Genomic DNA, 23,756 nt, shown 5'->3' on the forward strand with positions numbered 1-23,756 from the left:
CGCGGATCCCATCCTTGGCCAGTAAAAGAGCCGGTTAGACCCGCTCGGCCTTGCTATACCAACTCGGCCGGCATGGTGTCGGCACGGGGTGCCACAAGAAGCCCGGTCTTGTTAAACCAGCTCAGCCAGCATGGAGTCGGCATAGGGGACCAGGGGCTCGGCCTTCTTCACCCTGGCGAGGTAGTCCGGGTTGGCGATGAGCGGGCGACCGATGGCGATGAGGTCGAAGCGATCCGCCTTGATGGCCTCGGCAGCGCTCTGTGCGCTGTAGTTGCCGACCCCGACCAGGTGACCGTCGTAGTGGGCGCGCAGGTAGTCGGAGGCGCGACCATCCAGGTAGTCGAAGGTGAGGCTGTCATCGAAGATGCCGAGGTGCACATAGGCCAGGGGGCGGCGGTTGAGCTCGGCCAGCAGATGGTCGAACACGGCACGGTCCCGCACATCCCCGGCCAGATGCACATAGGCACCGGGGGAGAGGCGCAGCCCCACCCGATCGCCGCCGATGCGGGCACTGATGGCATCCACCACTTCCAGCGCGAAGCGGCTCATGTTCTGTGGCGTGGCGCCGTACTGGTCGTCGCGCAGGTTGCTCGAATGGTGCAGGAACTGATCGATGAGGTAGCCGTTGGCACCGTGGATCTCCACCCCGTCGAAACCGGCTTCGATGGCGTTGGCGGCAGCCTGGGCGTAATCCTCGACCAGCTGCGTTATCTCAGTGACGGTCAGGGCGCGCGGCACCTGATAGACCAGCTCGCGCATGCGCGGCACTGTGCCGTCATGGGCGACGGCGGACGGGGCCAGCACCTCGGCATGGTGGAAGAAAGGGTGGGAGAGACGACCCACGTGCCACAGTTGGGCGAAGATCTTGCCACCCTTGGCGTGCACGGCGCCGGTGACCTGTTTCCAGCCTTCCACCTGCTCCGGGCTGTAGAGACCCGGGGTGTTCGGGTAGCCCTGACCGTCCGGGCGAATGATGGTGGCCTCGGAGATGATGAGACCGATGTCGGCACGACGCCCATAGTAGGCGGCCATCTGCTGGGTGGGCACCAGACCCGGGCCCGCCATGCAGCGAGTCAGGGGAGCCATCATGAAGCGATTCGCTAGCGTGAGAGTGCCGTTGAGGCGATAGGGTTGAAACAGGGTATCCATGGTCGTCTGTCCTCGGGGAGTAATTCTTGAACGTGCATTCAAGACGTTTTTTGTTTTGTACGCAAGTCTTTTTTGAACGAGGGTTCAGCATGGGTTGGTGTTGCCCGTCCGCTGGGGTAAACTTGCCGCCCTTTTCTCCCCGGCTAGCCGGGACCCTGCCAACGGAGATCCCATGCGCAGCGCCGAGTTTGATCGGGACCATGTCCTGCGACACGCCATGGAGGCCTTTCGCGCCAGGGGCTATGCCAAGACCACCATGCAGGAGCTGGTCGCGGCCACCGGTCTGCACCCGGGTAGTCTCTACGCCGCCTTTGGCAACAAGCGCGGCCTGCTGCTGGCGGCCGTTGACCACTATGTGCAGGAGAAATGCGCCCTGCGCCGTCGCTGCTTCGACCGGACAAGCCCGCTCGATGGCCTGCGCGCTTACTTCAACCAGCTGGTGGACGATGCCCTGCAGGGCTCCTGCCTGATCACCCGCACCCTGATGGAGCTGGCGGAGCAGGACGAGGAGCTGCACCTGCGCCTCAAGGCCATCTATGGCGAGCTGGAGGCCGATCTGGCGCTGATCCTGCGACAGGCGAGCGCGTGCGGCGAGCTGCCCGCCGGCTGTGACATTCCCATCCTGACCGCCTTCTTGCAGATCAATATCCAGGGCCTGGTCACCTTCTCCCAGTGCCGCCCGGATCGCACCCTGCTCAGTGCCGTAGTGGATCAGCTGATGGACTCCCTGAGCGCCGCCGGCTAACCAGCCAGGGCGGGTCGATTTTTTCCCGCCACCCTTGCCCTCATTTGTTCCCTCTTCCATCTTGATGATGAGATCTCATGGAGGAAACGAGCATGGCCAAGCCATCCAAATCCCAGGCGATGCTGCTGCATTTCACCGCCCCGCGCAGCACCATTGCGGAGCGGTTCGCCGCCGGTAAACAACTGCGTGAACGGGTCCCCCGCGAATCACACGCCCAGCTGCCGCCCCCCTTGCCCGAACGGGATCCCATCGCCGTGCTCAAGGCCCAGGCCGCCACCCGGTTGCAGCGGCTGGTGCCGGTGCGCCATGCCAGGATGCAGGAGTCGCCTTTCGCCTTCCTGCGCGGGGCGGCTGCCATCATGGCGGCGGATCTCGCCACCACCCCCCGCTCCGGGCTGATGGTGCAGGCCTGTGGTGACATGCATGTGGCCAACATCGGCCTCTATGCGAGCGCCGAGCGCAACCTGGTGCTGGCCATCAACGACTTCGACGAAACCCATCTCGGCCCTTGGGAATGGGATCTCAAGCGCCTGGCCGCCAGCGCCCTGGTGGCCGCCGACTATCTTGGGGCCGACGCCGCCCGTCAGCGGGAAGCGGCCAGAGTGATAGCGTCCAGCTATCGCAGCCGGCTGCGGGAATACGGCAAACTGGGATTTATGAGGGTCTGGTATGACCGCATCGATCAGGCCTCGGTACTCAACGCCTTCTCTACGGATGCCCACCAGCGGATCGAGGCCACCTTCCTCAAGGCCCGGGGGCGCAACCATCTGCAGGTACTCGGCAAGATGACGGATCTGGTGGACGATCAGCACAGGATCCGCGAGATCCACCCCTTCGTCATCCGCGAGACCCACACCGAGGATGGCCAACCCGTCTATGAGGTGCTGGGGGAACTGCTGGAGGCCTATCTGGCTTCCCTGCCGGAGGACAGGCGGATCCTGCTGCAGCGCTACCGGGTGGTGGACGTGGTGCGCAAGGTGGTCGGGGTCGGCAGCGTGGGAACCCGCTGCTGGGTGATACTGCTGACCGGGGCCGATGATGAGGATCCCCTCTTCCTGCAGGTCAAGGAGGCGCAGCCCTCGGTGCTGGCCCCCTATTTCACCTCGGAGGACGACAGCGGCAGCCAGGGGCGGCGGGTGGTGCGGGGGCAGCGCATGATCCAGGGCTCACCGGACATCTTCCTCGGCTGGTGCGAGCTGAAGGGCCGCCACTTCTACGTGCGCCAACTGCGGGACATGAAGGGGGGGATCGACATCACCCCCGGCGTGGTGAAAGTCCGCCACTTCATCGAGCATTGTCAGCTCTGTGGCTGGGCCCTGGCGCTGGCCCATGCCAAGTCGGGGGATGCGGCGCAAATCGCCGGCTACATGGGCAAGTCGGATGCGATGGATGAGGCCATCGCCGACTTCGCCGTGGCCTATGGTCAGCGTACCCGGGAGGATCACCGCCTGCTGCTGGCGGCCATCGCCCGCGGGGATCTGCCGGTCGCCTCAGAGGCGAGGTGAACGCTTCCCCTCACCCTGGCCCTCTCCCGGAGGGAGAGGGGACTGATCGAGGATTTGTTGGGCGTTGTGGGTTGGTCATGCAGGTTGAGCCAAGATTTTTCCACAGACCAGGTATCCGCTCCCTTCTCCCCTTGTGGGAGAAGGGCAGGGGATGAGGGGGGATTAGTCAGGGCTCACCAACTCCTTCATCAGCTCCTTCAACCAGATCAAGGCCGGTTGTTGCGCATGCACCGGGTGCCAGACGCAGTTGAGATGGTAATCCGGCACATCTTCCGGCAGCGGCAGGCTCTTGAGCAGCCAGTGTTCGGCCAAGAGCTCGGCGACCTTGCTGGGCAGCACCAGCAGGTGATCGCTCTGGCTCACGATGGCGGCGGCGGACATATAGCTCTGGCTGTTGACCGAGATGGTGCGCGCGAGGCCCCGGGTCTTGAGAAACTGGTCCAGGCTGGCCTCCGAGGTGCCCAGCGGCGAGTGGAACACATGGGGCATCTCCACCAGCTGCGCGAGGGTGATCCGCTCCTCCGGCAACTCGCGGGTGGCGCGCACCAGCCCGGCCAGGGGTTCGGTCAGCCAGGTCTCTTTGCCAAGATACCTCGGCACCTGCATGTACTCGTCAAACCCCAGCACCAGATCGATCTCGCCGCTGGCGAGCTCCGCCTCCGGCAGGCTGTCGCGCAGGATGCGGATCTCGATGGTGACCGCGGGCGCCAGTTTTTTGAGGCGCGAGATGAGCGGCGGGATCAGCACGCACTCCACGTAGTCGGTGGTGCAGAGCACGAAGCGGCGTTTGGAGTGGCGCGGCTCGAACAGCTCCTCGTCGCTGAGTTGTTGTTCGAGCAGTCGCAGCGCCTGCTGCACCCCCAGGTGCAACCGCTGGGCGCGGGGGGTCGGCAGCATCCCCTGGGGCGTGCGTACCAGTAGCGGATCGCCGAAGAAGGTGCGCAGCCGGCCGAGGGAGTGGCTCATGGCGGGCTGGCTGATAAACAGCGCCTCCGAGGCGCGGGTGACGCTGCCTTGTGTCATCAGGGCGTCAAAGGCGAGCAGCAGATTGAGGTCGAGCTGGTGTAATTTCATGGAGGGATTATTCGCGCTGTTTATGGGACAATTAATCCTATTCATTTGATTGATGTGAACGCAACTTCTTACACTGCGACTCACTCTTATTTTTCCACGTTCCCGCGTCAATCCGGGGGGCCTCAATCCATGCAAGGAGTCTTGCGATGAGCATCAAGACCAATACTTCCACCCCGGCCGCTGACGGCTTCACCATGCCTGCCGAGTGGGCGCACCAGCAGGCCGTCTGGATGATCTGGCCGTTCCGTCCGGACAACTGGCGTGAAGCGGGTCGTTTCGCCCAACAGACTTTTGCCAAGGTGGCCGATGCCATCGGCGGCGCCACCCCGGTCTTCATGGGGGTGCCGGCCGAGTTCATGGAGCAGGCCCGCACCATCATGCCCGCCCACGTCACCCTGGTGGAGATGGCGAGCGATGACTGCTGGGCCCGCGACAGCGGCCCGACCGTGGTCACCAATGCCGCCGGCGAATGCCGTGGGGTAGATTGGGGCTTCAACGCCTGGGGCGGCCTCAAGGGCGGCCTCTACGCCCCCTGGAACCAGGATGAGGAAGTGGCCGCCAAGATGCTGGCCGAGCACGGCATGAGCCGCTACGACGCGCCGCTGATCCTGGAGGGGGGCTCCATCCACGTGGATGGCGAAGGCACCTGCATGACCACCGCCGAGTGCCTGCTGAACGAGAACCGCAACCCCCACCTCTCCAAGGGTCAGATCGAAGCCTTGCTGCGCGACTATCTGGGGGTGAAGAGCTTTATCTGGCTGAACGAGGGTGTCTATCTGGACGAGACCGACGGCCATATCGACAACATCTGCTGTTTCGTGCGCCCGGGTGAAGTGGCCCTGCACTGGACCGACGACGAGAACGACCCCCAGTACGCCCGCTCCCTGGCTGCCCTCGAGGTGCTGGAAGCGGCGGTGGATGCCAAGGGTCGCAAGCTGAAAGTCTGGAAGCTGCCCCAGCCGGGCCCGCTGTTCTGTACCGAAGAGGAGTCTGCCGGCGTCGAGAGCGGCAGCGGCGTGCCGCGCGAGGCCGAGGGTCGTCTGGCCGGTTCCTACGTGAACTTCCTGATCACCAACGATCGCATCGTCTACCCGCTGCTGGATGTCGCCACCGACGACGAAGCCCAGCGCATTCTGGAAGAGATCTTCCCGGAGCATAAGGTCATCGGTGTGCCCGCCCGCGAGATCCTGCTGGGTGGCGGCAATATCCACTGCATCACCCAGCAGATCCCGTCCGGCAAATAAGCCGTAGGCGAGACTGTTCGACAAAACCCCACTCTGGTGGGGTTTTGTCCCTTGATGGCGTGGTGGTCGAAGGCGCTGAATGCGGCGACCACCATCACAAGCAATCACCTGCGATATGTCCGCTTTGCGGCAGATATCGCACAGCGTCACCCTTTTACAGGAGATCCCCATGATCGAAGTGACAGAGGTTTCCATTGCCGAGCTGCGTGCCGCGCTCGAATCCGGCCGCACCACCGCGGTCGAACTGGTCGAGGCCTACTTGGCCCGCATTGCCGCCTACAACGGCCCCGAGACTGACACCAAGCTCAACGCCTTGGTGGTGCCCAATCCCGATGCGCTGAAAGAGGCACAAGCCTCCGATGCTCGCCGCGCCCGTGGCGAGACCCTGGGGCCGCTCGACGGCATCCCCTACACCGCCAAAGACAGCTACCTGGTCAAGGGGCTGACCGCCGCCTCCGGTAGCCCGGCGTTCAAGGATCTGGTGGCCCAGCGCGACGCCTTCACCGTCGAGCGTCTGCGGGCCGCCGGTGCCATCTGTCTGGGCAAAACCAACATGCCGCCCATGGCCAATGGCGGCATGCAGCGTGGCGTCTATGGCCGCGCCGAGAGCCCCTACAACGCCGACTATCTCACTGCGCCCTTTGCATCCGGCTCCTCCAACGGGGCCGGCACCGCCACCGCCGCCAGCTTCGCCGCCTTCGGTCTGGCCGAAGAGACCTGGTCGAGCGGCCGTGGCCCTGCCTCCAACAACGGCCTCTGTGCCTATACCCCGTCCCGCGGCGTGATCTCGGTGCGTGGCAACTGGCCCCTGACCCCAACCATGGACGTGGTGGTGCCTTACGCCCGCACCATGAGCGATCTCTTGGAAGTGCTGGACGTGGTGGTGGCCGACGATAGCGACACCCGTGGGGATCTGTGGCGTCTGCAGCCCTGGGTCAAGTTGCCCAAGGCCTCCGAGGTGCGCCCGGCCTCCTACCTTGATCTTGCCGCCGGTACCTCCGCCCTCAAGGGCAAGCGCCTCGGCGTGCCGCGCATGTTTATCAACAAGGATGAACTGGCCGGCACCAGCGAGAATCCCGGTATCGGCGGCCCGACCGGTCAGCGCATCCATACCCGCGAGTCTGTGATCGCGCTCTGGGAACAGGCCCGCAAGGCCCTGGAAGCCGCCGGCGCCGAGGTGATTGAGGTGGACTTCCCGCTGGTTTCCAACTGCGAAGGGGACAGACCCGGTGCGCCGACCGTGTTCAACCGCGGCATCGTTAGCCCTGAGTTTCTCAACGACGAGCTGTGGGAGCTGTCCGGTTGGGCGTTCGACGACTTCCTGCGCGCCAACGGCGATCCCAAGCTCAATAAGCTTGAGGACGTCGACGGGCCCAAGATCTTCCCCCACGATCCGGGCACACTGCCTAACCGTGAAGGGGATCTGGCGGCCGGCATGGACGAGTACGTCAATATGGCCAAGCGCGGTCTGAAATCCTGGGATGAGATAACCACAGTGCCGGACGGCCTGCGCGGCCTGGAGCAGACCCGCAAGCTGGATCTGGAGGACTGGATGGACGAGCTCAAGCTCGATGCCGTGTTGTTCCCGACCGTGGCCGACGTGGGCCCGGCTGATGCGGACGTGAATCCGGCCTCCGCCGACATCGCCTGGAGCAACGGCATCTGGGTCGCCAACGGTAACCTCGCCATTCGCCATCTCGGCGTGCCGACCGTCACCGTCCCCATGGGGGTCATGGCCGATATCGGCATGCCGGTGGGCCTGACCTTCGCCGGTCGCGCCTATGACGACAATAACCTGCTGCGCGTCGCCTCGGCCTTCGAGTCCACCGGCAGCAAGCGCCAGGTGCCGCCGCGCACGCCGCCGTTGGCTTGATAGCCATCAGTAGCTAAATATTCCGGGTTAGTCCGATGATTAAACAAAAAACCACCTGTTATGCGGGTGGTTTTTTATTTCCATTCACGGCTTTATCCAACAGATATTATTTGATAAGTAGTCCTGTTGCTTGATAAATAAAATTGCTACGAGAGACTTTTATGGGTATTGATAGTCGATGCTATTATTAGCAATTCATTGTTGTATGATAAAGGTATTTTAATTTTTAGTTGGACATTTACTCAATGCTATATGTAAAATCAATGGCATCTATTTGTGAAAGTCCATTGTTTATCATCTCATCATTGATCTCGCTTGTGCATATGGGGTCTCCATTTCTAGCGTAGGGAAATAAAATATTTATTTGAGCAACAAAATGGCCAATCTTTTTTATATGGAGAATGATTTCACTAGACATGACAAGTAACTCTTCATTTCTATTGTTATCTTCATGAATATCCCTTAGTCGAGCTCGAATAACTTGTAGTTCAGCAAGAATGTTGGCCATGTACATAGCATCAGATTGACTTGCTACGGCAATACAACGTTGAAATGTTGATCCTACCCACTCAGGGAGTTCATAAAACTCACCGCTTATATATAGTGAGTACGGATCGCTGGAGGGGGAATCTTTTTTCTCGTAGGCCTTTTTAAGAAGGCCCGCAGAGTGTTTGCAAAAATATATTAGCTGAGAGAGTGCTTCTGGCAGAAGAGCTTTAGCAGCCAAAAGGTCTCTTTCTCTTCTTTGATTCTCTGAGTACATAGCGGCGGCAAGGGCAATAATGCTAGCCAGAAGGGCTATCATTGCTGCATTAAAAGTCTGCCATGTGTTCCAGATACTCTGTACATAATTCCAATCTAAATTGCTGATGTAAAATGGATAAGCTACCATGGATATTAAATATAACATAAACAGAGCGGAGATTAGAGCAATTAAATATTTATTAAACACTATCACATCCTTTTGTTATTAATGGTGTGGAAATATGGCGAATATATGGGGCATCTATATTGTCTGGTCAATGATGGTGGTGACACCCAAACGAACTATGTTTAGCATGCTTTGGCTGTTCTTCTTGACGCCTTGTTATTCGGGTAACTGAGTTTTGAGTGAAATACGCATCACCTTATGATCTGGCTCACTTTCAATATCCACCTCAGACCAACCCAAGGATTGATAGAGTGTCGGGACATTCGTATAAGCATAGAGATAGTCTTGTGAGGATTCTAACAACTGTGACACACCGACATTGATGAGTTGGCTGGCAAGGCCTTTACCCCGGTATTCGGCACTGACAAACACGGCATTGATCCAGATGACGTCACCGCCATGATGAGGCTCCTTGAAGCGAGAGTAAGCCAAACCCCCCATCACCACATCATTCATTACCGCAACAAGCACCGGCGGTAAGTTCGCATCTTTTGTGTAAGCATCACAAAGCCGAAAGTCTGACCACTCGGATTGAAATAACTGATCCAGTTGCGCTAAATAGGGAGAGTTTTCTTCGCAATGAAGCAGTTCAATTCTATGTAGGTTTGTCATATCTCTCCAAAGGGCCGCCGGTTCGAATAGCGAAGCCTATTCGGACGATCGCGATAAGGGGTAGCCAGAAGCCCGTTGCCATCCAAGGTTTCCTGCTTGTCTTGCCATCACGTCGTTCGCGATAAACGGACGATTACGCCACGCTAATCGTCCCTACATTACTGGGCTTATTGCGTTACCGCCACCCTCATCCCCCACCCCTTGTGCATGACAAGACGCGGGAGAAGGGGCAAATCCATTTCGTTGTTTCATTGGACGGGGGATGGCAGGGGGTCCCCGCCATCTAGATCAAGAACTGCCACCAGAGCAGGCCGATGGACATCACCACGGCAAAGCCTGCCAAGGCGATCACCAGGCCGATGCGCATCCACTCACCGCTGGTGTGATATCCCATGCCAAGCAGCAGCGGGATACGGGCATGGGAGTAAGTGGCCAGATTGCAGCCCACGTTGGTGATGGCGGCGATGCTAAAGATCGCCATCTCTTTGGGCACGCCGACTGCCAGCAGGGCGCCGGTGATCACGGGGGCCAGTGCCACTACCTTGGCGGTGCCGGAGGCGAAGGCATAGGAGGTGAAGAGATAGATCCCCATCACCACCACCAGCATGGGCAGGGTGCCAAAACCACCGAGAGTGCTGTGCATGAACTGGGAGAGTTCATTCCCCAGCCAGTCGGTGAAGCCGACCTGTTTGAGGTTGTCGGCCATCCCCATCAATACGCTGAACCAGATCAGGGTATCGAAGGCGGCGCTGTTGCCCTTGACGTCGTTCCAGTTCAGCACGCCGAGCAGCAGCAAGGCGGCGAGACCGAGGAAGGCGACCGTGGTGGCGTCCAGTCCCAGGTTGCTACCGCCGACCCAGAGCACGACCAGACCGACAAACACCCCCAGCAGGCTTTTCTCATGCCGTGACAGGGGGCCCATCTTGGTCAGCTCTTCCCGGGCGAAGCGGGGAACGTCCGGGGTAGCGCGAGTCTCGGGCCGGATCACCAGATAGAGCACGAAAGGAATGATCAGCAGCAGGCCGATGGCGGGTGGCAACAGATAAAGCGCCCATTCACGAAAGCCGATGGCAAGACCCGCCACGCTGGCGGCAATACCGACCAGCGCCAGATTGCCGGCGAAGCCGGTGCTGAAGGCGACGGCGGAGGCATCGTTCATGGCGCTGACGCTGGAGAGCAGGAACTGGCCAAGCTTGCGATCCTCCTTGTTGATGGTCTTGGCCAGGGAGTCGGCAATGGGCGCCACTATGGCGGCCCGCGCCGTGTTGCTCGGGGTGGCTGGCGCCAGGATAAAGTCAGCGACCGCCAGGCAGTAGGCGGAACGCAAGGTGGATTGGCCGAAGCGGCTCAGCAGCAAGAGGGCGATCCGTTTGCCGAGCCCTGTCTTGGCAAAGGCGCTGGCAATCATGAAGGCGATGACGATGAGCCAGATCAGTGGGTGATTGAAGTCGACAAGGGCTCCCTCGATGGCCGCCTTGGGGGTGGTTTCACCTCCGGCGTGGAGCACGGCATAGAGGGCGAGAGAGACAATGGCGATATAGCCAGTTGGGGCGACGTTGGTGACGATGACAAGGATGGTGGCGATAAACAGGATGGCGGTGTGGTAGGCCGCCGGCGCCAGCCCTGCCGGGGTAGGTAGTGACCAGCAGAATGCAGCCAGTAGCACGATACAAAATGCTGCCAGCTGGGGGGTTGTGGGTCTTTTCATGGTGATTCCCTTGTTTTGTACGTCACGGGGAGACGACTGGAGCCGTCCATGAGCCCACTATAAGAGGCGTGATTGGCCAAATCTGGGAACTTGTCAGCAATTCGATATCTTGTATTGATATTTTGATCAAAAGCGTGATGTTCGATAATCAACCCACTCATTCGGCAGTTGTACGCACTGCATTGGCGTCGCCGAGTGGCGCATGCTTTGGGCCTTACTGGTCGCTGTCCTGCGGTGATGGGGGCTAAGGCGTCGGTTTGAGGTGGGGGGATGGCGGCGCCCTTATCTCCTGCCGGGAAGGGGGACGGGATTAAGGCTGTTCAATCCGGGCCTCCTTTTTATAAGATGGGCCTCTCCCTTGCCTCGCAGCGACCCGGCCTTTCGAATCATGCAAGTTACGCAAGACGTGCAACCCGACTCTCTCACCCGTCTCAAGCAGGCCTTCGTCACCGGCATGTGGGCGTCGCTGGCCAGCATCCTCATCGGCTTCGCCTTCAAGGTGTGGCTGGCGCAGTGGGTGGCCAAGGGGGATCTGGCGCTGTTCAATAGCGTGGTGGACTTGATCTCCCTGTCCCTCATCCTGATGACCGGCTTTCGCTCCTCCATGGTGGTGAGCTACTCCCAGACCAGGAACGACAGAGACATCATCAATATCTTCCGCTACTTCCTCATCGGCATGGTGCTGCTCACCTGGGGGGTCGTGATCCCCTATATCAAGCACGGGCTCCATATCCGGGTGGAGTATCTGCACCTGGTGGGACTCATCGTCGGGCTGGGGCTCAAGGTCTATTTCACCAATCTGGTGGCCATGTACCGGATGTACGAGATCTCGAACAGGGTCACCTGGCTGGAGCCGCTCGCCAATGCCCTGATGTTTGGGATCTGCTACTTCGGCCTCGGGATGGAGGCGATCGCCTCGCTCTTCTACGGGCTGACTTTTTCCTCTCTGGGGATTGCCGGCTATATGTATCTGCATAGGCGCAGGGCCATCGCGACCCGGCCGCTCGCCAGGGTGGCGCTCGGCCCCGAGATGCGCAGCTATGTGAAGAAGAGCTTCACCGCGTCCCTCGAGGCAGGGGCCAGCATCCTGATGATCTACATCACAGTGCTGCTCACCATTCGCCACTTCAGCCTCGACGAGCTGGGGGATTTTCAGGTGGTGGTGCGCCCCATCTTCACTTATATGACGACCCTGTTCGTCTTCCCCATCTATCGCTTCGTGTTGCCGGAATTGGCGGTCAACCTGCGCAATGGCGATCACCGGCAGATCCGGCAGATCCGTAGCTGGATCTTCCGCCTGAGCGCCGTGGTTAGCACAATATTCTTCCTGGTGATGCTGCTGGCGGGCAAGTCGCTAGTATTGCTGCTGTTCCCCACCGACTATGCGGGGGCCGTGCCCGTGCTGTTCCACTTCTCCATCTTCTTCATCTTCATGATGCTCAACGGCTATCAGCTCGCCTATATCAAGGCCCACGGCCACTTTACCCAGAGCCTGATCATCCGGTTGGTGGGCATAGTGGCGCTGGTGGCGGCCTACTATCTGGTGGCCCAGTTCACCGCCAACGTGGTCGCTATCATAGTGGCGCTGGGCCTGGGCTATCTGGCGATGTTTATCCTCTCCACCCTGGCGGAGCGGCGGATCCTCAGATCCCTGCCGCCGGCGCTGGCAGTCCAGTCTTAGTGGTCGCAATGGCCTGACTGGACAATAAAAAACGCCCAATTGGGCGTTTTTTATTGTGGTGGAGAGACGCTATCGTGTCCGATTACGCTCCGCTAATCGCACCTACCGGACTTTGCCACTCTTGCCACCCAGCGCCTGTTTTCTGGCACGCTGTTTCTGGGCGGCCTTGCCGCTCCTGCGGGGTTCGGGCTCGAAGCGGGTGAGATCGGGCTCAAAACCCGGGAACCACTGCTGGGGCAGACGGGTATCGAGCACGGCTTCGACTTTCTCCAGCTGAGGCGCATCTTCCGGGCTGAACAGCGTGATGGCGAGCCCCTTGTTGCCGGCGCGACCGGTACGGCCGATGCGGTGCACGTAATCCTCAGGCTGATGTGGAAACTCCAGGTTGATCACATAGTTGAGATCCAAGATATCCAGTCCGCGGGCGGCCACGTCGGTGGCGACCAGCACCTGCAGGGTGCCGGCACGAAACTCCAGCAACACCTTCTCCCGCGCCCCCTGGGAGAGATCCCCGTGGAAGGCCAGCGCATTGATGCCCGCCTTGCCGAGTCGCTGGGCCAGCTGGTCGGCACCCTGTCGCGTGCGGCTGAAGATCAGCGCCGGTGCATAGCCCTTCACTTTGAGCAGGTGTTCGATCAATGCCTGCTTGCGATCGCCATCCACCGCGTAGACCCGCTGCTCTATCTCGGCCGCCGTGGTGTTGCGGGTTGCCACCTCGACAAGCACAGGGTCGCGCAGCAACACGCGACTCAAGGCAAACAGATTGTCATCGCAGGTGGCGGAGAACAGCAGGGTCTGGCGCTCTGCCGGGATCTGCTTGAGCAGGGCTTTTATCTCGTCCATAAAGCCCATGTCGAGCATGCGGTCCGCCTCGTCAAACACCAGATGACGGAGCTGTGCCAGGCTCAGGGCCCCCTGGCGCAGGTGATCGAGCAGCCGGCCCGGGGTGGCGACCAGGATATCCACCCCGGCTCTAAGTGCCTCCACCTGGGCGGCTATGCTCACCCCGCCATACACCAAAGCGCAGGTCAGCCCCGTCTCCTTGCCATAGCGCAGCACGCTCTCGTGTACCTGCACCGCCAGCTCGCGGGTCGGCACCAGCACCAGGGCACGGATCGGGCGGGGCCTTTCATCCTGCGAGTGCTGCATCAGCCGCTCAAGCAGCGGCAGCACAAAGGCGGCTGTCTTGCCGGTGCCGGTCTGGGCACCCGCCAGCAGATCGCAGCCTGCCAGTATGGTCGGGATGGCGCTGGCCTGGATCGGGGTCGGCTGGGCATAGCCGAGCTCCCTCAGCGTCTGCTGCAGACGAGGGGAGAGGGCCAGTTCGGCAAAGGAGGCAAAAGACATAGGGATACCAGGTTGGGCCATCGCGGCAGGATGAAAACAGTCACAGTGGTAAATGGTAACAGAACCGCCTGGTTAAGCAGAAGTTGAGAAGAACCTTGGCTGCTTGCCGATCTTCAACCAGCGCGGCACCGGCCAACAGCGATTTCCGCCTGTTTACCCCGCCTCCTGGGGGGCGCCCGGCTCCCTGACCAGCCTGATCTCCAGTCCCTGTCGGTAGGCGATGTTGTGCTTGCCGCGCTGCTTGACGTGATAGAGCAGCTCGTCGGCCAGGGTGATGGCGTCGGCCACCGACAGGTAATCCCGGATGCGGATGATACCGGCCGAGAAGGTGATGGGGGTGGGGAGATCCGGGATCGCTATCGGTTGTGCCAGCAGGCGGGCGACGGTCCGGCACATCTCGGCATCATTGCCGAGCCCCTTGTAGAGGACGATAAACTCTTCACCTCCCCAGCGGATGGCGGTATCCCCGCTGCGGATGCTGTTGTTCAGGTGGTGGGCGAAGGCGGTCAGGGCCCTGTCGCCCACGCCGTGGCCATAGCTGTCGTTGATGGACTTGAAGTTGTCGATGTCCAGGATCATCAGGCAATCGTGCTCCTGCAGCAGCGCCTGATCCAGGATGTCCCGTCTCGGCAGACGGGTCAGCTGATCGGTGTGTGCCAGTAAATACAGGCGGGAATAGAGGTGTCGCCAGGTCGGCATGAGCAGCAACAGGGCGATGAGATAGAGCTTGAAGGCGGGGCTGTAGAGCACCACCTTCTGCACGAAACTGCCGTAGGAGTAGGACCACTTGAGATAGAGATCGGCCCCCGCCTTGGTGCGCATAAGGGGGGTGCTGAGGCAGAGGTGGCCGGGGCTGCAGGGCTCGGCGGCGTCGAAGGTGATGACGGTACGGGTTGGATTGGAACTCTCATAGGGCTGCAGCACATCCTTGAAAGCGGCGTCGATGGCGATGTCGATCCCCATCAGACCATGGCGATATGCCCTGGTCGCCAGATCATAGAAATCGAAGGGGAAGTACATGGTGATGATCTGTTGCTGGGTGAAGCTGTCCGTGTAGATGTCGGACACCTGGGCCTCGTCGGGGCTGCAGAGCTGATGGGCTATCGGGAAGGAGGCACAGCCAAAGTAGTGTAGCCAGGGCGCTCTCTGACCCAGCGCCCTCTTGGTGGTCAGCAGTCGGGCCGGGAGGTCCCGATTGTCAGCGATCATGCCGAGCAGCTGGTGATCGTCGAAGATGGCGTAGAGGTTGATGACTTCGGGGTAGGAGAGCACGTATTGATAGGCGGCCAGGGTCCTGTGAAGCGACGGCATGATGGGGATCTCCGCAAACCTCTTCCGACTCTTGTAGTCGTAGCCATAGACATAGGCGAGAGCGCTGTGGTTCTCGCTGAAGATGGGGGTTTTGATGGCGCTCTGATCGATAAACTGTGCCAGCTGTGCCGGAGCCAGAATGCGCGCTCGTTGATAGAACACCTCGAACACGTTGGGCTGCTTGGCGGTGATGAGCTCCATGTCATGGCGAATGCTGAGGTAGGCGTAGTTGAACACCATTGCCAGCCCCGCCAGCCCCACGCAGAGGAAGCCAAGCCGGCTTAGCCACTTGCGGGACAGGGGGTTCGACTTCGATGCAGGCATGGACCTTTCCCGAATGGCAAGAGGGGTTGCAACTGACCTGGCTCAGCTGATTATAAGCAGGCAAGGTACCGGGTGAACGTCAATCGTTGTGAAAATTAGCCATTTATATCAATGGGATAGTTGTTTATTTCCCATATCCTTGGGTATTTCCTGTTGCCGGAAGGAGGGGGGAGCTTATCGGGTACCACATTATGTGTCAGACAACATTGATACAGGCTGAATGGCGATGATATGGGCACCTGTGATGGCGATAAAAGAGACAGATCGCACTCGTGACATCGTCGATGGCTCTCGATACATCACTGGTCAGGGGCTCTCTGTCGTTCACGTGCGAGATGCGTGTCAGCCGTCGATTAGCACGACTCGCTTGGCATCCAGATGGTGCATCCACTCACGCAGGATCAGCAGGGTGGCGGCAAAGTGGCGGGCCTTGGGCAAGTTGGCCGCCGCCAGCGGATCCCCCTCCACCATGGCGGCAAATTGACCGAACAGCTGCTCGACGCTCTCTCGGCTCAGTTCCTGGCTGCCGAGTTCGCCAACCAACGGGTAGGGGCTGTGCAGCATCAGCCTCTCGTGGGGCGGGATCTGGGCGGCCAGCGGCATCAGCACGTCCTCCACCACCATGATGGCCTGCTCCAACTCGAGCGCGCTGGGCGGATCCCGACGAAAGGGGCCCGGCGTCATTGCCTCCAGGCCAAAGGCCAGCGGATGATCCCAGAGGGTGCCATCTTCCCGGGTCAGTCGCACCCGGCTGCTTTGCTCACCCAGACTCAGCAAGAGTGTGGGAGTCCCCGTCTCTGTCATGCCTACCTCGCTTGATTCTTCTGCCCAGCCCCATGGATACACAAGTTCGGGCGCTCAGGCGAGTGCTTTTCCCCCCATTCGGGCGAGACGGCTTGCAAAGAATACACATGATGGCATTCTGGATGTCTAAATGGCTGTTTATGCCTGTTCATCGATCTACAAGGAGTTCTGATATGGATATTCGCACCGCTCCCCGCACCCTGGTGCTCGCCCTCTCGCTGGTGGCGGGCTGTGCCTTTGCCAACGAGGCGCTGGTCATTCAGACCGACTTTGGCCTCAAGGATGGCGCCGTATCGGCCATGAAGGGGGTTGCTTTCGGGGTGGATCGCACCCTGCCGCTCTACGATCTGACCCACGAGATCCCGGCCTACAACATCTGGGAGGCCTCCTACCGTCTCTATCAGACCATCAACTACTGGCCCAAGGGCACGGTATTTGTGAGCGTGGTGGATCCGGGGGTGGGCACGGCGCGCCACTCTGTGGTGCTCAAGACCAAGAGTGGTCACTACATCGTCTCGCCGGACAACGGCACCCTGACCCTGGTGGCCGAGCACTTCGGCATCGAGACGGTGCGCCAGATCGACGAGAAACTCAATCGCCTCAAGGGCTCCGAGAAGTCCTACACCTTCCACGGCCGTGACGTTTACGCCTATACCGGGGCGCGACTCGCCTCCGGCACCATCAGCTACGAGCAAGTGGGGCCGCTGCTGCCCGCCGAGGTGGTGACCATTCCCTACCAACCGGCGCTGGCCGAGGCCGATGGCACCCTCAAGGGCACCATCCCCATCCTGGATGTGCAGTACGGCAACGTCTGGACCAACATCGACGAGACCCTGCTCGCCAAGGCGGGGATCAACAAGGGGGACCAGGCCTGCTTCAAGATAAGCGAAGGGGACGTGCAGAAGTACGAGGGCAAGGCCCCCTACGTCAGCAGCTTCGGCGACGTGCCTGAGGGACAGCCGCTCATCTACCTCAACAGCCTGTTGCAGGTGTCGGTGGCACTCAACATGGACAGCTTCGCCGCCAAGTATCAGGTGCAGTCTGGTGCCAACTGGCATGTCAGCCTGAAGAAGTGCAATTAAAAGAAGGGGCAGGTGCTGTCTATATATTAAGGCGATCGGGGGTGGCTTGTGGCCACCCCTTGTCACATTCAGGTAGCGAAGTTGTTGTTAAAAAACATATTAGCTGGATGCAATTGATAATAATTGCCGTTTGAATGGATAATCGCCGGCCTGTCTGCCCACCGCAACCAAACGATGAAACCCATATTACTGCTGGCCAGCTTGCTGGCCCTGACTGCTTGTAACGACAACGGTAGCCAAGGTACCAATCCAGTGCCTCCTGTCGTCGAGCCTCCCGTCGTCACCCCGCCGGTGATCGATCCGCCGATCGTCACCCCACCCGTCGAGCCGCCGCTGCAGACCCATACCCGGGCCGATCTGATCCTCGACATCGATCTGGGTGACCGACTGGCACCGGGTGCGACCCTGAACCTGCGCCAGCGCGCCACCGGGATAGGGACATCAGTGACCCTGACCGGCCAGGGCAACCCGACCCTGACTTTGCCCGCCGGCCTGTTGCTGACGGCACCGCTTGAACTCAGCGGTGAGCAGGATGGTTACATCCTGCGGGCCAGCAGTGCCTTGGTGGCCGACCTGGCTGCCGGTGACAATCGGGCTCGCCGCGCAGCCGCGCCGACACTGCGACTGGATGAGGAGGAGACCGCCCTCTTCCTGCTCAGCGATCGCAATGGTGACGGGGCACTCGATGCCAGCGAATGGGGGCAGGGCAGCGAGATCCGCCTGCAACAACAGGCCGCCATCCAGGACTATGCCACCCTGCTGCGAGCCCAGCGACTGGGGGCCGAGCTCAACTACCCCGACAGCTGGCAGATGCTGCTGGCGCTGCTGGATGACAGCGCCGCCCGCAGCTGGTATCGCCGCACCAACGAAGCCGCGATCCAGGCCGCCCAGCTTGCGTTGTATCCAACCAAGCCCGTGATCCCGGGGGAGCCCGAGACCGCCGAACTATTGCGACTGGATGAACAGGGCAAGTTGCTGACCCAGGGCGCCTGGCACTGTCTGCACGACGTGCGCGCCGTCTCCGGGGTCAAGGGCAGCCAATATTGGCTGCCGGGGCAGGGCTTTATCGACTCGGTGCCGGCCGCTCGCGAGCAACTGGCGCTGCGTCCGACCAGCTGTGGCCAGACAGGATGGCGCCTGCCGACCCTGGTGGAGTTTGAACGCCTGCTCACCACCGACAAGCAGGACTGGCGTTATCCCCATACCTTCGCCCTCGCCTTGCCCCAGCAGATCTGGCTGCAGGATGGCGCTCGGGCCCGCCTCTATCAGCCGCTGACTCGCAGTTGGCTCGACGAGGGGGAGGGCAGCTTGCTCTGGTATGCGGTCGCCCTCTACCCGGTGCGCCCCTCGGTGGTGCGTGACGGCGACATGCCGGAACTGGCGGCGCTGCGAGCGCAATACGCTGGCGACAGCAGCCAGTGGCCCGTCGCCAATGTGGATGACGGCGTGCAATGGCAGGAGCTCGGGGCCTTGCCCGCGGTGCCCTTCCCGGTCGACAACCCCTACAGCCGGGCCAAGGTGGTGCTGGGCCAGCAGCTGTTCTTCGACAAGCAGCTCTCAAAGGCCCGCGACATCAGCTGCGCCAGCTGTCACGATCCGCAAAAAGGCTGGAGCGATGGGCTGAGCGTGTCGGTCGGTCATCTCGGCCAGAAGGGCACCCGCAACGCGCCCACTATCCTCAATGCCGCCTACAGCAGCACCCAGTTCTGGGATGGCCGGGTCGGTTCCCTGGAGGAGCAGTCCCTGCACCCCATCAACAATCCGGTGGAGATGGCCCTCGATCACGACGAGCTGCTGGCACGGCTGCGGGCCAGCCCGGACTACCTGGCGGCTTTTGCCACGGCTTTCGGGGATGATCACATCTCCCTGGATCGGGTTGCCAAGGCCATTGCCACCTTCGAGCGCACCATCATCAGCAGCCCGAGCCCGCTGGAGCGCTTCGTCAAGGGGGATGCCCAGGCGCTCAGCGACAAGGCGCTCTGGGGCATGCACCTGTTTAGAACCGATGGCCGCTGCATGAACTGCCACTCGGGTCCTCTGCTGACCCAGCATCAGTTCGAGAGCGTGGGGCTGACCTATTACGGCCGCAATCTCGAGGACAGGGGCCGCTTCCTGCAGACCCGCCAGAAGGCGGACATGGGGCTGTTCAAGACCCCGAGCCTGCGGGATGTGGCCTTCACCGGCCCCTATATGCACAACGGCGTCTTCCCGATCCTGGCCCAGCGCCTCGGCGGCTCGGTGCAGGGGGTGGTGGCCATGTACAACTTCGGCGTCACCAAGTGGAGCAGCGGGGTCGGTTTCCCGACCGGGGCGGATCAGCACGATCCCTTCTTCCCTAAGGCGTCCGATCACCTCCATGCGCTGGGCCTGACCAACGATGAGCTCGACGCCATCGGTGAGTTCCTGCGCGGGGCCTCCGCCGAGCCGAGGCGTACTCCTGCCAGCGTCGCCGAGCTGGGCTTGAGCGAGGTGGATGACGCCCGTCCGGTCGGCGCCATCCCAGTCGATCTGGTGGTGACGCCGGCCCTGCCCCAACTGGAGGTCGGCCGTACCCTGGCCCTGCAATTGGCCCTGCGCCTGAGCGATGGGTCCTTGGCGCCGCTCACCGAGCCAGCAACCTGGTCCAGCGAGTTGCCCGAGCTGGCGAGCATCGATGGGCAGGGGGCGGTCAGCGGCCTCGCCGTCGGCCCGGCACGGGTGCGGGTCAGCGCGGGTGGCCGTACTCTGGCGGTGCGAGTGCAGGTGGTGGATGCCCAACCGGACTTCAGCCAGGGCTGCCATCAGCCCGAGCTGGCGGCGGGCAAGCTCTCCTTCGTCTGCCCCTTGACCCAGAGCGAGGCGGATCGGCTGGGGATCGCCTATGACGACACGGCGAACGACGAGGACGGGGATTACAACCCCTTCAGCGCCCACTACGCGATGATGAGTCAGCAGCGGGCGCGCGATTATTGCCAGCAGCTGGTGGCCCGTGGTCACGATGATTGGCGTCTGCCGGGGGCGCAGGAGCTGGCGAGCCTGTTCGCCGCCTATCACCAGGTGGGTGAGGAGATGAAGCTCTTGACCGAAAAAGGCTGGCCGCTTTACAGCCGCTTCTGGAGCAGCGATGCCAGCAATGGCGACGGTGAGGCCCCCCTGCTCGATCTGGGCACCGGCGAGCCTCTCACCGATCTGCCCGAAGAGGCGCATGCCGCCGCCTGTGTGCGGGCGAGTTAGGCAACCAGCACAGCTTCACCGCAATAAAAACGGGCGCCCTGGCGCCCGTTTTGCTGTCTGGATGAGGGAAAAATCAGAACTCGTTGGAGAGTGCCTTGTAGCCCTTGACCAGATCGATATTGGTGTGAGCCACGTCTTCGGAAAACTCGGTGGCATCCACGGTGACGCGCGGGATCTCGGCCAGATCGCTCTGCTGGTTGATGCGGGTGGTGGAGGGCACATAGAAGCCGGGAGGCAGATCGCAGCCATCGACCACCGAGTTGTGGCGTACCACGGAACCTTCGCCGATGTGGCAGTTGAACAACACGCTGTTGAAGCCGATAAAGACCCGGTTCCCCACTTCGCAGGGCCCGTGCACTATGCTGCGATGGGCGATGGAGCTGTACTCGCCGATGGTGACGGCGGCGCCGGACTTGGAGTGGATGACGACCCCGTCCTGGATGTTGGAGTTGGCACCGATGACGATGGGTTCCATGTCCCCATGCTCATCGACCTCGTCGGCACGGATCACGGCGTAGGGGCCGACAAACACATTCTCCTTGATGATCACCTTGCCACAGATGATGGCGGTCTTGTCGATATAGGCAGATTCGTCGATAACGGGCAGGTGACCTGAGGGATTCTTGCGGATCATGTTACGTCCTGTTGCAGATGAATTCGGAGACGGTGGCGGGACGCAGAGGCTCGCCGGAGAGTCAGCTTACGCCTCAGATCCGGGAGGGGAAACCCTTAACTGGTCTGACCCCGTCGCGCAGGGACCGCTCGCATGGTTGTTCTTTGACTCCCTAGTGTGGGAGCATGGGGCCGAGAGGGAAGGGAGATTTCCTCGTCCGGAGGAGGCAAGATGCGGTGATGGAGATGAAAAGAAGATGAAGCAGATGATGGTGTTACTGATCGGTGCCCTGTTGCTCGTCTCAGGCGTGCAGGGCAAGGGGCGGGCGGGGGAGTTTGACTACTACGCGCTGGCGCTCTCCTGGTCGCCGCAGCACTGCGCCGTCAAACCGGGCGATCGGGAGCAGTGCAGCCGACCGCTGGGGTTCGTGCTGCACGGCCTCTGGCCGCAATATCAGCGCGGCTACCCGAGTGACTGCGGCACCGAGCGGCTGGATCCCGCCATGGAGCGCGAGTTTGCCGGACTCTATCCCAGCCGCTTCCTCTATCGCCACGAATGGGAGAAGCACGGCACCTGCTCCGGCCTCGACCAGCCGAAGTTTCACCGGCTGGCCGGCGAGCTGCGCCAGCGGGTGAAGGTGCCCGCCGCCTACCAGGCGCCCAGTGAGCCGCTGCGCAAGAGCCGAGAGCAACTCAAGCAGGATCTGGTCGATGCCAATGCCTGGCTGTCCAAAGGGAGCATCACCCTGGCCTGCGCCGACGGCGGCCGCTTCCTGCGGGAGATCTATGTCTGCATCGACAAGGAAGTGCATGACGCAGTGCCCTGCTCCGACGAGATGCGCAAGCGAGAGGCTCGCTCCTGTGGTCAGCCAGATTTCCTGCTAAGAAATGTGCGTTAAAGAGCGGTTGTGATGGTTGGCTGCCGAGAAAGGCAGAGAGATAAGCAGTGTCATGGCATAAGGAGGCGATGAATGACTGATCTGAAACAGTTCCCGGCGAAGGAGCGGGCCTTGCTGCTCGGGGTCAAGGGGGTCGGGCCCACCGTCATCGGGCGGCTCGAACAACTCGGCTACCATAGCCTGCGTGAGTTGGCGGAGGCCGACACCGGCCAGATAGTCCGGCTGGTGGCCAGCATGCTGGGCTCGACCTGCTGGCAGAACAGTCCGCAGGCGCGGGTTGCCATCGAGAGTGCCATCGTCATGGCGCGCGACTATATAGAAGAGGCAGTGTCGGCAGGGCAGACGGAGGGAGGAGCATGACCCTGCTTGGCCAACTCGGGCTTCGCTATCCCATCATTCAGGCTCCCATGGCAGGGGTTCAAGACTGCAACCTTGCTCTGGCGGTCAGCGCCGCCGGTGGACTGGGCTCCCTGCCGGCCGCCATGCTCAGCCTGGCCGAGCTGCGGCGCTCCTTGACCCTGCTCAGGGAAAGCGGCCTTGGGCCCTTTAACATCAACTTCTTCTGTCATCATCAGTGCGAGCCAGATCCGGCCGCAGATCGCCGCTGGCGACAGGCACTGGCACCTTATTATGCCGAGTGTGGCTTGAGCACTGATGCCGTCCTGACCGCTCCCGGCCGAACCCCCTTCAACGAAGAACATACCGCCATCCTGGCCGAGTTCAAACCCGTGGTGGTCAGCTTCCACTTCGGACTGCCCGATCCCGCCTTGCTCGGATACGTGAAAAGCGGGGGAGCCAAGGTGCTGGCCAGTGCGACGACTGTGGCAGAGGCGCGCTGGCTTAGCGCGCATGGCGCCGACGCCATCATCGCCCAGGGGCTGGAGGCGGGGGGCCATCGCGGTCACTTCCTCTCGGACGATCTCAGTCTGCAGCAAGGCACCTTCACTCTGCTGCCACAAATAGTGCAAGCGGTGACATTACCAGTCATTGCGACGGGGGGCATCGTCGATGGCAAGGGGATCCGCGCCGCCCTGGCGCTGGGGGCGAGCGCCGTGCAGATGGGTACGGCCTTCCTCTGCAGTACCGAGGCGACGACCTCTGCCCTGCACCGCGAAGCTCTCCACTCCGGATGGGGTCATCATACCGCACTGACCAACCTGTTCAGCGGCCGCCCCGCCAGAGGCATCGTCAACCGCCTGATGCGGGAGCTGGGCCCGCTATCCGAGCTGGCGCCCACCTTTCCACACGCCAGCACGGCCTTGGCACCACTGCGTGGCGCGGCAGAGAGGAGGGGAAGTCATGACTTCTCACCGCTCTGGGCCGGGCAGAATCGATCGGGCTGCCGTGATCTCCCAGCGGCCGAGCTGATGGCGTCATGGGTACAAGAGGCGGGGCTGCTGTGAGCGCTTCCTTATATATAGAGAACAAGCACCAGCGCCACCTTGGGCTGGAATAAGATCCCTCCTGCGACGAAGTGGAGGGCAGAATTGACTTACTGGTCGGGCGTCAGGCCCCGTTTCAGCAGTGCTCTGTGGATAAGTTTGTATAAAAGCTGTGTTTTGTTATGAATAACTAAGAAAGTGCAGATTATTGCAGTTTTATTTCAATTTACCCCTTGCCAGTGTGATCAATCTCTCTATAA

Annotated in this window: 19 protein-coding genes; 10 read left to right on the top strand and 9 right to left on the bottom strand. The window is 61.3% G+C overall.

Translation table 11 applies throughout. The features are described from left to right. Window positions 1-111 precede the first annotated feature (111 nt). Entirely contained in the window at window positions 112-1,149 is a 1,038-nt protein-coding gene (locus LG30_RS0105510; RefSeq protein ID WP_033129718.1) for an alkene reductase, read from the bottom strand. A 172-nt stretch (window positions 1,150-1,321) separates the two neighbouring features. Between LG30_RS0105510 and LG30_RS0105515 the strand changes: the two genes are divergently transcribed. Continuing rightward, a complete protein-coding gene (locus tag LG30_RS0105515; protein WP_033129719.1) occupies window positions 1,322-1,894 on the top strand; it encodes a TetR/AcrR family transcriptional regulator in 573 nt (190 codons plus the stop codon). A 92-nt stretch (window positions 1,895-1,986) separates the two neighbouring features. After that, entirely contained in the window at window positions 1,987-3,399 is a 1,413-nt protein-coding gene (locus tag LG30_RS0105520) for a DUF2252 domain-containing protein (protein ID WP_052100858.1), read from the top strand. 162 nt (window positions 3,400-3,561) lie between these two features. On the opposite strand, the gene LG30_RS0105525 is transcribed toward LG30_RS0105520, so the two are convergent. Beyond that, the gene (locus LG30_RS0105525) at window positions 3,562-4,473 is read right to left on the bottom strand and encodes a LysR family transcriptional regulator (protein WP_033129720.1); all 912 of its coding nucleotides are present in this window, start codon (window positions 4,471-4,473) and stop codon (window positions 3,562-3,564) included. 146 nt (window positions 4,474-4,619) lie between these two features. Between LG30_RS0105525 and aguA the strand changes: the two genes are divergently transcribed. Further along, a complete protein-coding gene (aguA, locus tag LG30_RS0105530; RefSeq protein ID WP_033129721.1) occupies window positions 4,620-5,717 on the top strand; it encodes an agmatine deiminase in 1,098 nt (365 codons plus the stop codon). A gap of 169 nt (window positions 5,718-5,886) precedes the next feature. Further along, window positions 5,887-7,590: an amidase gene (locus LG30_RS0105535; RefSeq protein ID WP_033129722.1), complete on the top strand. Its 1,704-nt coding sequence runs from the start codon at window positions 5,887-5,889 to the stop codon at window positions 7,588-7,590. Between the two features lie 238 nt (window positions 7,591-7,828). Here the strand turns inward: LG30_RS0105535 and LG30_RS0105540 are convergent, their stop codons facing one another. The 3 genes from LG30_RS0105540 to LG30_RS0105550 all read right to left on the bottom strand — a co-directional run bounded on the left by LG30_RS0105540 (window position 7,829) and on the right by LG30_RS0105550 (window position 10,841). Continuing rightward, complete coding sequence (locus LG30_RS0105540; protein ID WP_033129723.1) at window positions 7,829-8,542, bottom strand: hypothetical protein; 714 nt, start codon at window positions 8,540-8,542, stop codon at window positions 7,829-7,831. A gap of 135 nt (window positions 8,543-8,677) precedes the next feature. Further along, window positions 8,678-9,133, bottom strand: a complete 456-nt coding sequence (locus LG30_RS0105545) for a GNAT family N-acetyltransferase (protein WP_033129724.1) — start codon at window positions 9,131-9,133, stop codon at window positions 8,678-8,680. 283 nt (window positions 9,134-9,416) lie between these two features. Next, window positions 9,417-10,841, bottom strand: a complete 1,425-nt coding sequence (locus LG30_RS0105550) for a DASS family sodium-coupled anion symporter (protein WP_033129725.1) — start codon at window positions 10,839-10,841, stop codon at window positions 9,417-9,419. A 388-nt stretch (window positions 10,842-11,229) separates the two neighbouring features. On the opposite strand from LG30_RS0105550, the gene LG30_RS0105555 reads away from it, so the two are divergent. Next, on the top strand, window positions 11,230-12,522 hold the full coding sequence (locus LG30_RS0105555) for a lipopolysaccharide biosynthesis protein (RefSeq protein WP_033129737.1): 1,293 nt from the start codon (window positions 11,230-11,232) through the stop codon (window positions 12,520-12,522). 102 nt (window positions 12,523-12,624) lie between these two features. Here the strand turns inward: LG30_RS0105555 and LG30_RS0105560 are convergent, their stop codons facing one another. From LG30_RS0105560 to LG30_RS0105570, 3 genes are all read right to left on the bottom strand, one after another. Beyond that, window positions 12,625-13,869 (bottom strand): DEAD/DEAH box helicase, encoded by a 1,245-nt coding sequence (locus LG30_RS0105560; RefSeq protein ID WP_033129726.1) that lies wholly within the window; start codon window positions 13,867-13,869, stop codon window positions 12,625-12,627. Between the two features lie 153 nt (window positions 13,870-14,022). Next, window positions 14,023-15,504 carry a diguanylate cyclase gene (locus LG30_RS0105565; protein ID WP_033129727.1) on the bottom strand — a complete coding sequence of 494 codons (1,482 nt, stop codon included), beginning with the start codon at window positions 15,502-15,504 and terminating at the stop codon, window positions 14,023-14,025. A gap of 342 nt (window positions 15,505-15,846) precedes the next feature. Next, a complete protein-coding gene (locus LG30_RS0105570; protein ID WP_033129728.1) occupies window positions 15,847-16,308 on the bottom strand; it encodes a hypothetical protein in 462 nt (153 codons plus the stop codon). Window positions 16,309-16,481: 173 nt separating this feature from the next. Here LG30_RS0105570 and LG30_RS0105575 point away from each other — a divergent pair, with 173 nt between their 5' ends. Beyond that, window positions 16,482-17,390, top strand: coding sequence for an SAM hydrolase/SAM-dependent halogenase family protein (locus tag LG30_RS0105575; RefSeq protein WP_033129729.1), 909 nt, complete (start codon window positions 16,482-16,484; stop codon window positions 17,388-17,390). Between the two features lie 174 nt (window positions 17,391-17,564). Beyond that, window positions 17,565-20,603, top strand: coding sequence for a cytochrome c peroxidase (locus LG30_RS0105580; RefSeq protein ID WP_033129730.1), 3,039 nt, complete (start codon window positions 17,565-17,567; stop codon window positions 20,601-20,603). A 73-nt stretch (window positions 20,604-20,676) separates the two neighbouring features. On the opposite strand, the gene LG30_RS0105585 is transcribed toward LG30_RS0105580, so the two are convergent. Beyond that, entirely contained in the window at window positions 20,677-21,237 is a 561-nt protein-coding gene (locus tag LG30_RS0105585; protein ID WP_033129731.1) for a gamma carbonic anhydrase family protein, read from the bottom strand. 235 nt (window positions 21,238-21,472) lie between these two features. Here LG30_RS0105585 and LG30_RS0105590 point away from each other — a divergent pair, with 235 nt between their 5' ends. From LG30_RS0105590 to LG30_RS0105600, 3 genes are all read left to right on the top strand, one after another. Beyond that, window positions 21,473-22,114 (top strand): ribonuclease T2 family protein, encoded by a 642-nt coding sequence (locus LG30_RS0105590; protein WP_033129732.1) that lies wholly within the window; start codon window positions 21,473-21,475, stop codon window positions 22,112-22,114. A 72-nt stretch (window positions 22,115-22,186) separates the two neighbouring features. Continuing rightward, the gene (locus LG30_RS0105595) at window positions 22,187-22,474 is read left to right on the top strand and encodes a helix-hairpin-helix domain-containing protein (RefSeq protein ID WP_033129733.1); all 288 of its coding nucleotides are present in this window, start codon (window positions 22,187-22,189) and stop codon (window positions 22,472-22,474) included. Then, window positions 22,471-23,517, top strand: coding sequence for an NAD(P)H-dependent flavin oxidoreductase (locus LG30_RS0105600; protein WP_033129734.1), 1,047 nt, complete (start codon window positions 22,471-22,473; stop codon window positions 23,515-23,517). Before LG30_RS0105595 ends, LG30_RS0105600 begins: the two co-directional genes overlap by 4 nt. The last annotated feature ends 239 nt before the right edge of the window (window positions 23,518-23,756 follow it).

Source organism: Aeromonas aquatica, from assembly GCF_000764655.1.
GTDB lineage: Bacteria > Pseudomonadota > Gammaproteobacteria > Enterobacterales > Aeromonadaceae > Aeromonas > Aeromonas aquatica.